The sequence below is a fragment of the Cetobacterium sp. genome (assembly GCF_048470075.1).
Lineage (GTDB): Bacteria > Fusobacteriota > Fusobacteriia > Fusobacteriales > Fusobacteriaceae > Cetobacterium_A.
This window is the reverse complement of record NZ_DBGBQB010000027.1, coordinates 1-12028: the sequence shown is the minus strand read 5'-3', so window position 1 is coordinate 12028 and position 12028 is coordinate 1. Positions and strand designations below refer to the sequence as shown.

Below are 12028 nucleotides of genomic sequence, written 5' to 3'. Positions count from 1 at the left end.
GTAATCTCATCACTTTAGGTTTTATTAAATATCAAAATGAAAATAATAAAAAAAATCATATATCTATAATTGGATTTGACAATCCCGATTATTTTAATATATTGAATCTCAATATTAGCTGTATCAGTAGGTCTGTTTCTGAGATTGGCTCCATTGCAGCTAAAATGTTATTTAAAAAATTGGATGGTAACACTAAACACACTCAAAAGATTATCATTACTCCAACTTTAAAACTGTGTGGTTCTGAAAAGTTAAAAGGGATATAAATCTCCCCTTTAACTTTTTTATTTTTACTTTAAAGAAAAACCACCCACTAAAACGCACCTTCTATTTCTTGCAAAGCTTTTTGCTGATGTTAGTCCCTCTCCTGTTGGTCCCGCTATTGTAAAAGTCGTATATCCCTCCCCAGAAACACCAATTCCTGAGTAGGATGGTCCATTTTTTACAAGGATTGTAGTTTCCATATATCTTGCATATTTGGTCAATGTATCAATATTTTTAGAGTGTATTATCGCTGTATGTCTATTCCCATTCTCTAAATCTTTACAAACTTTTATTCCCTCCTCCGAATCTTTTACTCTTATTATTGGCAGGATTGGCATAAGCATCTCCTCCTTTGCAAACACATGATCTTTCGTTGTCTCTAAAACAATCACCTTGATCTCATCCCCTACCTTTATCCCTATATTTTCTAGTATATATTGGGCATTTTTCCCTACGAACTCTCTATTTGGAAGGTTATTTTTCAACACTAATCTCCTTAACTCCTCCTCCTTCCTTTTATCTTTTAAATGATATGCCCCTGATTTTTCCATTTGAAATATTAAAAAATCTGTAATTGATTCTACAGCCACAACTTCCTTTTCAGATATACAAGGCAGGTTATTGTCAAAACTACACCCTAAAACTATATCTCTACCCGCTTTCTCTAAATCCGCAGTCTCATCTACTAAGACAGGTGGATTTCCTGCTCCTGCTCCTATAGCTTTTTTCCCACATGACATAACAGCTTTAACCATTCCAGGTCCCCCTGTTGCAACCACCATTTTAATCTCTTTATTTCCTATTATTTCATTGGTCACTTCAATGCTTGGTTCTTTAACTGTAACAACTAAATTTTTGAGGTTACATACTTTTAAAATTGCCTCATTTATTAATTCAATCGTTCTTATAGAGGTTCTCTTTGCTCCTGGATGTGGAGCAAAAATAATTGAGTTTCCAGCTGCTATCATCCCAATAGAGTTACATATTATTGTTTCACTTGGGTTTGTAGATGGAGTTATAGCTCCTATGACACCATATGGACTTAACTCTAAAACTGTTAATCCATCGTCTCCACTGAAAGCAAAGGCTCTTAAATCCTCAACTCCAGGAGTTTTTTCAATAGCTAACTTATTTTTTAAAATTTTATCCTCCACTCTTCCCATTCCAGTTTCCTCTACAGCTAACTTAGATAACTCCTCAATATGTTTTGATAACCTCTCTCTTATAGATTTTATTATTTTTTCTCTTATCTCCAATTTGGATTCAAATAACTTTTTTTGTGCATCTTTTGCTTTTTCAATGGCTTCCTCTACTGACTCATACACCACTGTTTCATCTCTTTCAGTATTGGTTCTATCAAATTCATCCATCACTCTAGAAACTAATTGTTTCAATAATTTTTCACTTATCTCCATTTTACTCTCTCCCCATTTGATAAAAAATCTTTTCACACTCTTTAGCTATTAAGGTATCCTCCTCTATACTCCCTCCACTAACTCCAATTGCACCAACGAGGTTTTCTTTACAAAACAATGGAATCCCTCCAGAGAAAGCGACTATATTCCCGCTATTTTGTAAGGTATAGAAATCATTTCCAGGCTGAATAAGCTCTTTTAATCTCTCTGTTTCCATTTTTAATGCAACTGATGTATACGCTTTTTTTCTAGCCATCTCTAAACTAATCAGTATTGAGTTATCCATTTTTTCTTGTATTATTATATTTCCATCTCCATTTAGAATACAAAATGAAAACTCTTTCCCTATCTCTTTAGCTTTTTCTTCACCTCTATTTATAATCTCTTTAGCCACTTCTAAATTTAAAATATTTTTACTGCCATTTAATATTTTTATTACTTCTTTACTTATACTTTCTACCTTTTCATCACTTTCAATAACTAAAGATAGTGTGTATATTAAATCTGAAACTCTATTTATATAGCGTAATATCTCTTTACTGACACCTTCATTTTGATCCAATTCCACTATCTCTCTTTCAGCTCTTCTTACAATCGTTCTCGCTATGTGAAGTAAACTTGATAACTCTCCCTCTCCTGGAACAACAAATTTAAAAGTTTTAAACATTTTTTTTGAATAGTTATCAATGGTATTCTCTATTGAATGAACATCCTCCAGTGTAATCTTTTCTTTTAACCACAGTTCATTTTTTTTATCACATGCCAATTGAGCTCCTAGAACAAAAAACTTTTTTTGAATGGAGTATATTATATTTTTCATATCCTCCTTTTTCATTTTACTTCTAATTTGGCCCAAAAAAGCATTGGCCTCATCTAATGCTCCATACGCTTTCACTCTAATACTATTTTTTTTAACTCTTTCTCCACCTAAAAGAGAGGTCTCTCCACTATCTCCCGTCTTTGTATACACCTTCATTAAATTTAAATGATTTTTTTCCAATATATATCACCTAACTTTTCTCTATACTATCTATTATTGATATTATAGCTGAGTCAATAGGAAGTTTTTCTCCAAACATGTATTGTGCAACGCTCCCATTACAAACTAAAACTTGATCTCCTATCCCAGCTCCAACTCCATCTAAACTCACCAATTGACTTTGATCTAACTGTCCATTAAAATCAATTGGAGAAACAATTAAAATTTTTTTCCCATTTAAAGCTTCATGTTTGGTCGTTGATACAATTTTCCCAACTACTTTTGCTAAAAACATAAAACCATCTCCTAATAATCATTTTCTATTAAACATCTATTTTCAACTATTTTCTCTTTAGCTAAGGGACTTATTACTGCTCCTTTGGGCAAAACTATTGTTTTATCCTGTATATCTTTAATATCTGAATACACTATAATCCTCTTATCTCTATTCAGTTGAACTCTCTCATTTTCTTTGGAAAAATAATCCTTTAAATTTTTTGAAAATATAAACTCTACACCGAACTCTTTTACTATATCAATATTTTTATTTAACATTTTTTCATAGGTACTCTTCCCAGAAGTTAGGCAAGAATCTAAAATCCCTATTATTTTCTTATTTTTCAATATCATATTTGAAATTAGATATAACTCCAAAGAATCCATAACTCCATTAGCTACTTTAGCACAGCTATTCTTTGTAAAAAATGGTAATAATAACATATCAAACATTTTAACTACACTATCTATATTCCCTATCTCTAACTCTATAATTTTATTTTTATTTTCTAAAAAATCTATACCTACAACCTCTCTTCCCGCCTTTGTAAATATATAACTTATCTCTAAACATCTCTCCAGTATTTTTAGTTTTAATAAAATCTCCTCTTTATTTTTATCTCCTCCATTTATTAAAACCAAGCATCTATTTTTTCTTTTTTCCTCTTTTAATAACTCATCTAAAACTTTTTTTATAATATTTTCAATATCCATAAAACACCCTCTTTTTTCAGAGTAACTCCCTTATTATTCTAACTTTATCCCCTGTTTTTATATCGGCCGCATTGGCTTCATCTAAATCTATATGAAACTCCCTCTCCATCTCTTCACTCACTCTCAATAAAACATTATGAAAAACCAGTTTCCTTTTACCAAAAGTTTCCACTTTAACCATCTCTTTATCCTTATAACCATTTATATCTGCAATGTATTTAGGCATATGAATATGTCTATGAGCCACTATGACTCCCTCCTCTAATTTCAGCTCCCCCTCTGGTCCTCTTAAAATTATACTCGCTGAAGATATCAGATCTCCTGATTCTCTTATTGGAGCCCCTATTCCCAATTTAAAACTATCGCTTTTAGATATCTCTATCTGTGTTCTATCTCTTAATGGTCCCAGCACTCTAACTTTTTTTATCTCCCCTTTAGGACCTATTAAATCCACTGTTTCTTTAGCTGCATATTGATGGGGTTGAATCAGCTCTTTCATCTTTGTCAAAGTGTACTTTTGACCAAAAAGTATATCCAAATCTTTTTTAGAAAGATGTAGGTGTCTATTTGAGACACCTACATCTATTCTATCTGAAAGAGCTTCCAATAAAATATCTCTTAAAATTTTTTCAACTCTTTTTTTCATACTCTCCTCTCTCTATTACTTAGATACTTTTGGTAATAATCTCTCAGTATCAGTATGGGGTCTTGGAATCACATGGACTGATTGAACCTCTCCAACCCTTTCTGCTGCTGCTGCTCCAGCATCCACTGCAGCTTTTACAGCACCAACATCCCCTCTAACCATAACGGTTACTAATCCTGACCCTATTTTCTCATATCCCACTAATTCAACATTTGCAGATTTTGTCATGGCATCTGCCGCTTCTATCGCTCCTACCAATCCTTTAGTTTCAATTAATCCTAATGCGTTTCCCATACTTTACCTCCTTATTATTTTACCTCTATTTTTTTCTTTGTCTCATCCTTAGATACTTTTTTTTCAATTGGCTCCTCATTTTTAATATCCTCTTTTATCTCTTGCTCCTGTTTTACTGACTCCTCTTTTTCATTCATAATAATTTTTTTTATCTCTTCAGATGGTCTAGATATAACAATAAAGCTTATCACTTGTGTCAATTTTCTAGCAGCATTTACAGCTGCATCCACTGCAGCTTTTACCGCTGAAACTTCGCCCACTATTTTTACTGTAACCAGTCCACCACCTCTTGTTAACTCATAGTCTAAAACTTTCACATTAGCAGCTTTCGCTGCCACATCAGCTGCTTCTATTGCTCCTACAAGTCCAACAACCTCTATCAATCCTAAAGAATTCATCCATTTACCTCCCACCCATCCAATTTAAAATAAACTCCTTTTATTAGACGGGCACTATTTATACCTAAAGCTCTATATCTTTCTCTTTTTTCTTTTAAAGTTAGTTTAAAAAGTGCCTTTCCAAACTCTAATTTTTCATGGTATAAAGTTATACTATTTATACCTATACCTATTCCTACATCTAATTTCGATATTTGTGAGGCTTCATTGCCTAAAACATCACTATCCATCTCTTTTCTATCTTCAACTACAAAAGGTATCCCTTCCTCCTCAATTCCATATAATATATTTTTTAAATTGTCATCAAAAAAAACTTCACTGTTTTTTAGAATAACTATACTTATGTGTTTCTCCATTGAAATCACATCCTTTTATATGAAAGTGCCAGTCCTGTTGCCACAGCGTTTCTTGGTCCTTCAATGCCCCTTATATTTCCTCTTCCAGCAACTACACCATAGTGTGCAAGTTTTTCAGTAACCATTTGTGGAATTTCAAAATCTAATGCCGATCCTCCAACTAAGACAACATGCTCTATATTACGAATATCATAATTTGGACAAACCTGTCTTAAGGCTCTGATAGCATTGGTTACAAACACCTTTTCTTTCGCCTCTCTTCTCACCTTTCGTATCTTCTCAATTGTCTCATCTATCTCAATGGGAACCATAACTTCATCCTTTAAAATTATCACTCTAGAAAAAATCTTAGGTTCTAAATTTTTTTCAAAAAACTGGACACTCCCATCTTCATGTCTAATATGAAATAAACTTTCCACCTTTGCCAGTGGATATTTCTTTATGTCCTCAGCTATTTCAAAGTTATTCAAGCCTAGCTCTCTATTGATTAACATGGTCACCATATTTCCTGCGCCAGCCAAGTGGCAGGATATAACTTTATCATCTCTGTCAATTGTACATGCGTCAGTCGATCCTGCTCCCATATCAATTATGGCTAACGGTGAATCAGTTCCTGGAGTGGTTAAAGCTCCCAATATAGCCATATCTGCTTCCACTCCTCCAACCTCCACTTTTTTATTGAGCTGATTTTCTAAATCATTTGCTATAATCTCCATTTGAAGTTTATCTGCCTTAACCATCGCCGCTAAGCCCACTGCATTTTCCATTGAAAACTCTTCAGCTACTCCCCCTATAACTTTTTTAGGAACAAAGGTATCCACAGCTAAGATATCTTGAATCCTTATATTTTGATGATTTTGTCCAGTTAGTTGTCCCATTGTTATCCTAATTTTCTCTAACATTCCGCCTATATTCGTTCCCTTTTCGCCATATATATCATCAATTGGACAGCAACTTTCCAAATTTTCCATAACTTTTTTTGCTCCTTTTGATAGATCTATACTTCTTCTTTTATTTTTACCTATTATATGTATTATTCCCGCAGGAATGGCTCTAGTTCTTACATCACCTTTTGGTGTTTTTATAATTACTGCAGATCTATTTCCTATTAAAGCTCTTGATATTGGTACTATTATCTTTGTTTCTTCAGAGGAGAGTTTAAATAGTGTCGCAATTCCATAGGGATTTGAGAGCATTGAAATCACTTTTCCTCTATCGGCAACCTCTATGGCCGTTAGCATATTTAAGGGTATCTTTTCAAAATGTAATACTTCATCCACTATAGGTATTTTTTCATTTAATCTATTATTTATTAGAACTGCATCATCATTTTGAACTATAGCCCCTTTTATTTTTATCCCTTTTTCTTTTAATTCATTTATCAGTTTAGAAGCGTCACTAAACTCTATATCTTTTGAAATCAATGCAATTATGTTCATACCATAATCTTTCATATCAATTTGAGTCAAAAGTTTTGAAACTCCAACTCCTACACCTATTCCTCCTGGAGTATTGGGATTATGTCCTATCATTGTGGACTCTGTTATTATAGTTTCCGTTATAGTTTCCATAGCCACATCTCCAATAACAGGTGCAGCTTCATTTATTCTTATCAAATCCAAATCTTTTATATCTTTTCCAACTTTTTTTAAAGCTATTATCAGTGATTGAAAAACACCCTTAACATTCTCCTTAGTTCCCTTAATTCCTGTAGTTTTTACTATTCCACTACTGAGTATATTTATTTCATTATCTCTTACCTCAGCAAGGGTACTTTCTGTAGTTGCATTTCCTATATCTATTCCAACAATTAACTCCATTTCCCCTCCTCCAAGAGTTCCTAATCGATTCTAAGTTTACCTCTTTTTTCATAAAGTTCAGCCGCTTCTTTTATCAGTTGTGAGTTTACCACTGCACAATATTTCTCCTCTAACTCCTTTGCTATATTTAAAAGCTCCTCTTTTGTTGATCTGTATGGTCTTAAACTATTGTATATTTCAAGTATTCTTTCGTCTGGGACCTTTGTAAGCTCCGCTGCTCTTCTTAAATTTTTAGCAAATGCCTCTCTATTTACACTTTCAGCTATTTGAGCTTGCATCTCTAAAGTTTCCGCCGAAATTCTGCAATCTGCAGCATTTATATTGCCTAACATCACATTTTCTATAGTGAACTCATCCAATTTTTTATTTGTTGCCGATTTTACAATATCTGTCATCTTTTCACTTAAAGGATAATTTTCTGCGCAAAGACTCTTTTTACTAAAATTAATATCTACTGGTTTTAAAACTTCTTGTTCCTCTTTTAATAAGGACATCATCATCTCTCTTATCATTTTTTCAAGTGACTGTTGATCCACTTTAATCCCTCCTTATTTAAAAACTATTTTTAATTCAACTGGTTTTGCTCCACTTATAACGTGCTCTGTTTCTTTTATATGTAACAATGCCGCAATAGCCTGATATTTTGGTCTAGCCATTTGATCATTCATCTGAGTTACAGGTTTTGGTGATTCTCCCTTAGCATACTTGGCTGCATTTTTTCCTATCAATCTATAGTGTTCACGCTGTAATAGCGGAGCTTGTGGAAATAGTTCTAAATTTGTTAAAGGGGGTAAATCTTTTTGATGAATCACTGTTGTTCCTTTTGATTGAATACCAACGCCTATTCCTGAACCACTTATTTTTGCTCCATCATTGGCCAATATAGAAACATCTGAGGTTCTCAACACCCTTATTACTCTTGGAACTAATCCCTCCTCCTCTATCCCTGCCATTATCTCCTTTAAAACCTCTCCATGAGGAATTTGAGTTATCGTTTGAGTTTGATACTTTCCAAATGCTGGAGCTACCGCTATTATAACCTCATCACTTTTGTTACTCTTCTTAGCTTCTCCAACCTCTAACATATCCAGTTCACTGGAGCTTTTCATTGTCATTTTACCTGTATCTGAAACACTTTTCTCCTCTTCTTCCTCTTCCATATATCTTTTTACAACTTCTTTTATTATACTTTTAATAGCTTCCTCTGATATCTGCATACCTTTCAACTCCTTCCTATTTTATTTTTGAAGCATCCATAGCATTCTCTATATTAGAAAGTTCAGACCATCGTTCCTCTGATATTTGATATCCTGTACCTGGTCCTCTATAATCATTTCTATCATTTACTGCACTGATAACATTAAAATCCTTATCTAAAATTGCAGATGTATGTAGATGATCTCCTGCAACTCTTAACTTCATAAGTTTTAAAAGGTTTATTGCCACATCATCAAATCCCTTTAATTTCAACGCTTTTACAATATCAATTCCTGTGATTCCTTTTTGCATAAGTTCTTCAGCAGCTTTTATATCCTCAACTAAATCTCTTTCTGGCATATCTTTACTTCCATGACCATAAGTTGCTGCTTCCACTTCCTCATCTTTTATTTCAGGTAGTCCCAACACTTCAAAAACAGCTTGAATAGCCTTACCAGCCTTATGTCTTGCAGCTATAACTTCCTCCTCTTTAACCGGTTTTAGTCCACAATCTATTTTTAAATCTCTCTGTATAATATTCCAATCATCATAATCTTCAGCATCCCAGTTTGAACCTGCAAACATATTATCATAGTTTGGAATTGAGCTATATCCTGAACATATAAAATCTGTTCCAGGAATCATTTGCATAAGTGATCTAGCAACTCTTCTTAAATCAGAGTGTGTAAATGTTTGGTCATTACTTGATGCACACTCTAAATCCAACATCATTGCCACTAAATTTTCTGCTAATATCTCTCTCACTCCTCCTGGAACAGCTCCAGGAACTCCCACACAACTCACAGATCCATTTTGTATTCCTTGAACTCCTGCACCCTTTGTCAAAAATAAACATCGAGTTTCTAAATATAGCATTGAACATCCTTCAGCATATCCCATCAATACCTCTGACCCACTTCCTGAAGTAAATCTCATCTTAAGCCCTCTTGATGCATACGCTGAAGCTAAAAAAGTCTTTGACCAAGGGGTGTCATCTCCATCTGTAAACACTGGTTCTGTTCCATAAACTGAAACAGTTTCAGCATATGCTGTCAATCCTCTCATTCCTAATAATAACTCTGTAGCCTCTTCAACAGAGCACTGAGTTAAAATTCCTGCCCTTCCTATCTGAGACCCAACCAGAAGAGATATTGCATTTAGTGGTGCATATCTAGCTATTGCAACCGTTGTTTCCTGTTCAGTGAATCCCCTTAAAGAGGCTTCTGCTGCATCTGCAGCTATTTGTACTGGATTATCCTTTAAGTTAGTAACATGGCACTGATTTGATGGAGTTTTTCTTGCTCTCATCTTATTTACAGCCATCATCATCTCTAAAACTGTCATTTTTCCCATTACTTCTGTTATTTTTGCAGGTGTTAATGACAGAGAGATTTTTAATATCTCATCTCTTGATATATTGATATCAACTAATTTTCTAGCAATCTCTAAGGAGTCCATTGCCATAACCTTTTCTGCATTCTCTATAACAATACCCCTATCAGCTATAAAATAATCAATCAAATCAAAATTTTCTCTTAATTTACCATCTAACTCTATTACTATCCCATCTTTTATCTTTATACTAGGCTTTGGATCAAGGGGTGATTCCATTGCTATCAATCCTACTTCAGCCCACTCTTTTACATAACCATCTTTATTTACAGGTCTCTCTTTTAAAACTTGAAAACGTTTAGATTTCATCTTTACCTCCATAAATTTCCATTTTTTACTATGTTATATATATGGATTTGCTGATGATGGAGCTGATCCACCCATAGCTTCCAATAACTTTACCCCAACCTCTTTAGCTGCTAAAACTGCCTGTCTTACCGCTCCAGAGTCCCCACAAACTGCCAGAATAACTTCATTTGAAAAACTTGTTCCTTTATTTGGAGAGCTATACCCTAAAACTTCTACATTTGCTGCTTTTAACGCAGTATCTGCCATAACAACCCCTATAGCTGCTGGAGCTCCTACCATAAGTCCAAAAGATTTTCCCAGTGGCGCACCAAAAGCCTTATTACATGCATGAGATGCTCTAGCTGTGTACTGTAACTCAATATGACCACAATCATTACTATAGACATCTCCAAATTTTTCAGTTACACTATTTAGTGCCACTTCAACTGCTCTTCGAGCATCTGAAACATCCTCTGCTCCAAATAAAATTAATGAACCATGTCCTGCCCCTCCTTTTGTATCTCTTGGTAATTCAATTGATATTATCTCAGTATTTGTTGCTTTCACTGCTTCATCTGCCGCCATTATAAATGGCCCTGCCCCCACTCTTGCACCTATTATTCCTATGGATCTATATCTTTTATCAATACCCATAGCTTTATGTAAATCAGAATCTACATTCGCTATAACTAAACCTATGCTGTCTCCCAACTCACCTATCCCTACAAACTCAGTTATTCTACAATCTTTTAACTCTTTCTTAGGGGTTTCTATTCCCTTTAATTTCTCCATAACCTCTACCATCATCTTTTCAACTAATCTTTCCTCCATAAGCTCCTCCTTTTTTTAATAAAGTTCCTCTATTAACCTTTTAAAATCACTATTTTCTATATCTCTCACATTTCCAGCTGTACAAATATCCTTTTTTGCAGCTTCAATAATATCTGGAATTAATCTCATATACTCCTCTTTTTCTATTCCTAAATCTCTTAATCTTTTTGATATACACATCTCCTCTTTCATAATTTCAATCCATTTAATTAAACTAAAAACACCCTCCTCTATTGTTTTTGCTGGTAACCCCAACTCTTTAGAGATATCCCTATATAATCTTGCTGTTTCTAAATCTTTACTGTTATATTTAATGATATAAGGTAATATGATTCCGTTGCACTTTCCATGGGGTATTTGGTATCTAGCACCTATAAAATGAGCCAAACTATGATTTATTCCTAAACCGCTTTTATCAAATGAGATCCCAGCTAAACATGAAGCTTTAGCCATATTTAATCTACTTTCAGCATTTGAAACATCGTTATACATCACCAATAGATTTTTAAATATTAATTTTAAAGCTTCACCTGCATAGACTCTCGTATAAAAATTTCCCTGTTTAGAAGTATACGCTTCTATACTATGTGTAAGAGCATCTAGCCCCCCCTCAGCTATAACATTTTTAGGTAATAATTTTGTAAATTCATCTGTTATAATTGCTATATCTGGTATTAAAAACTCATCTTTTAAAGGTATTTTTAAGCTGTTTTCTCTATCAGTTAAAACTGCATATGATGTCACTTCAGCTCCTGTTCCAGTTGTTGTGGGAATAGCGATCATAAAAGTTTCTCTTTCAAGTTTATTTAAAAAATAGTTTATTGATTTTGCTGAATCTATGACCGATCCACCTCCTAGGGCTACTATCCACTTGGGATTTTTTTTAACAATATGCACAATACCTTTTTTTATAGATTCCACAGATGGGTCTAACTCTATATCTGAATAGATAAAATAATCAACTTTTAATTTTTTTAAAATATCCTCCAGCATTTCTACTAATTTTAATTGCTTTATTGTTGAATCAGTTATTATACATACTTTTTCTATTCTGCTCTCTATAAATACTTTTTCCATGGAACTATTAAAATATATTTTAGGCTTCATTAAAAAAAAACTCATTTTCCCTCCAATATGCTATTGATATTTTCTATATAC

At 33.6% G+C, this 12028-nt stretch carries 15 protein-coding genes; 1 reads left to right on the top strand and 14 read right to left on the bottom strand.

Going from position 1 to position 12028, the window contains the following annotated elements; all coding sequences use genetic code 11:
- The coding region (locus ACMOUI_RS01015; protein WP_418963885.1) for a substrate-binding domain-containing protein at positions 1-266 on the top strand (266 nt) is incomplete at its 5' end.
- Between the two features lie 24 nt (positions 267-290).
- Here the strand turns inward: ACMOUI_RS01015 and ACMOUI_RS01010 are convergent.
- From ACMOUI_RS01010 to ACMOUI_RS00945, 14 genes are read right to left on the bottom strand one after another with little or no spacing between them, the layout of a single operon-like run.
- Complete coding sequence (locus ACMOUI_RS01010) at positions 291-1679, bottom strand: aldehyde dehydrogenase family protein (RefSeq protein ID WP_418963884.1); 1389 nt, start codon at positions 1677-1679, stop codon at positions 291-293.
- Between the two features lies 1 nt (position 1680).
- Positions 1681-2679, bottom strand: coding sequence for a cob(I)yrinic acid a,c-diamide adenosyltransferase (locus ACMOUI_RS01005; RefSeq protein ID WP_418963883.1), 999 nt, complete (start codon positions 2677-2679; stop codon positions 1681-1683).
- A 10-nt stretch (positions 2680-2689) separates the two neighbouring features.
- Complete coding sequence (locus ACMOUI_RS01000) at positions 2690-2953, bottom strand: EutN/CcmL family microcompartment protein (RefSeq protein WP_418963882.1); 264 nt, start codon at positions 2951-2953, stop codon at positions 2690-2692.
- A gap of 11 nt (positions 2954-2964) precedes the next feature.
- Complete coding sequence (locus ACMOUI_RS00995; protein ID WP_418963881.1) at positions 2965-3648, bottom strand: hypothetical protein; 684 nt, start codon at positions 3646-3648, stop codon at positions 2965-2967.
- Between the two features lie 16 nt (positions 3649-3664).
- Positions 3665-4294, bottom strand: coding sequence for a phosphate propanoyltransferase (pduL, locus tag ACMOUI_RS00990; protein ID WP_418963880.1), 630 nt, complete (start codon positions 4292-4294; stop codon positions 3665-3667).
- Positions 4295-4309: 15 nt separating this feature from the next.
- Entirely contained in the window at positions 4310-4588 is a 279-nt protein-coding gene (gene pduA, locus ACMOUI_RS00985) for a propanediol utilization microcompartment protein PduA (RefSeq protein ID WP_418963879.1), read from the bottom strand.
- 14 nt (positions 4589-4602) lie between these two features.
- On the bottom strand, positions 4603-4986 hold the full coding sequence (locus ACMOUI_RS00980; protein WP_418963878.1) for a BMC domain-containing protein: 384 nt from the start codon (positions 4984-4986) through the stop codon (positions 4603-4605).
- Positions 4983-5342 carry a glycerol dehydratase reactivase beta/small subunit family protein gene (locus ACMOUI_RS00975; protein ID WP_418963877.1) on the bottom strand — a complete coding sequence of 120 codons (360 nt, stop codon included), beginning with the start codon at positions 5340-5342 and terminating at the stop codon, positions 4983-4985. Before ACMOUI_RS00975 ends, ACMOUI_RS00980 begins: the two co-directional genes overlap by 4 nt.
- A 5-nt stretch (positions 5343-5347) precedes the next feature.
- Positions 5348-7162 carry a diol dehydratase reactivase subunit alpha gene (locus ACMOUI_RS00970; protein WP_418963876.1) on the bottom strand — a complete coding sequence of 605 codons (1815 nt, stop codon included), beginning with the start codon at positions 7160-7162 and terminating at the stop codon, positions 5348-5350.
- Between the two features lie 20 nt (positions 7163-7182).
- Entirely contained in the window at positions 7183-7698 is a 516-nt protein-coding gene (locus tag ACMOUI_RS00965) for a diol dehydratase small subunit (protein ID WP_418963875.1), read from the bottom strand.
- A 12-nt stretch (positions 7699-7710) separates the two neighbouring features.
- On the bottom strand, positions 7711-8379 hold the full coding sequence (locus tag ACMOUI_RS00960; protein WP_418963874.1) for a propanediol/glycerol family dehydratase medium subunit: 669 nt from the start codon (positions 8377-8379) through the stop codon (positions 7711-7713).
- 16 nt (positions 8380-8395) lie between these two features.
- Positions 8396-10060 (bottom strand): propanediol/glycerol family dehydratase large subunit, encoded by a 1665-nt coding sequence (locus ACMOUI_RS00955; protein ID WP_418963873.1) that lies wholly within the window; start codon positions 10058-10060, stop codon positions 8396-8398.
- Between the two features lie 33 nt (positions 10061-10093).
- On the bottom strand, positions 10094-10870 hold the full coding sequence (gene pduB / locus ACMOUI_RS00950; protein ID WP_418963872.1) for a propanediol utilization microcompartment protein PduB: 777 nt from the start codon (positions 10868-10870) through the stop codon (positions 10094-10096).
- A 15-nt stretch (positions 10871-10885) separates the two neighbouring features.
- Positions 10886-11992, bottom strand: a complete 1107-nt coding sequence (locus tag ACMOUI_RS00945; protein WP_418963871.1) for an iron-containing alcohol dehydrogenase — start codon at positions 11990-11992, stop codon at positions 10886-10888.
- Between the last annotated feature and the right edge of the window lie 36 nt (positions 11993-12028).

Bases quoted from the DNA above. Each gene is read 5' to 3' on its own strand.
- ACMOUI_RS01010 (WP_418963884.1), bottom strand. From the start codon at position 1,679: ATGGAGATAAGTGAAAAATTATTGAAACAATTAGTTTCTAGAGTGATG.
- ACMOUI_RS01000 (WP_418963882.1), bottom strand. From the start codon at position 2,953: ATGTTTTTAGCAAAAGTAGTTGGGAAAATTGTATCAACGACCAAACAT.
- ACMOUI_RS00995 (WP_418963881.1), bottom strand. From the start codon at position 3,648: ATGGATATTGAAAATATTATAAAAAAAGTTTTAGATGAGTTATTAAAA.
- pduL (WP_418963880.1), bottom strand. From the start codon at position 4,294: ATGAAAAAAAGAGTTGAAAAAATTTTAAGAGATATTTTATTGGAAGCT.
- pduA (WP_418963879.1), bottom strand. From the start codon at position 4,588: ATGGGAAACGCATTAGGATTAATTGAAACTAAAGGATTGGTAGGAGCG.
- ACMOUI_RS00980 (WP_418963878.1), bottom strand. From the start codon at position 4,986: ATGAATTCTTTAGGATTGATAGAGGTTGTTGGACTTGTAGGAGCAATA.
- ACMOUI_RS00975 (WP_418963877.1), bottom strand. From the start codon at position 5,342: ATGGAGAAACACATAAGTATAGTTATTCTAAAAAACAGTGAAGTTTTT.
- ACMOUI_RS00970 (WP_418963876.1), bottom strand. From the start codon at position 7,162: ATGGAGTTAATTGTTGGAATAGATATAGGAAATGCAACTACAGAAAGT.
- ACMOUI_RS00960 (WP_418963874.1), bottom strand. From the start codon at position 8,379: ATGCAGATATCAGAGGAAGCTATTAAAAGTATAATAAAAGAAGTTGTA.
- ACMOUI_RS00955 (WP_418963873.1), bottom strand. From the start codon at position 10,060: ATGAAATCTAAACGTTTTCAAGTTTTAAAAGAGAGACCTGTAAATAAA.
- pduB (WP_418963872.1), bottom strand. From the start codon at position 10,870: ATGGAGGAAAGATTAGTTGAAAAGATGATGGTAGAGGTTATGGAGAAA.
- ACMOUI_RS00945 (WP_418963871.1), bottom strand. From the start codon at position 11,992: ATGAGTTTTTTTTTAATGAAGCCTAAAATATATTTTAATAGTTCCATG.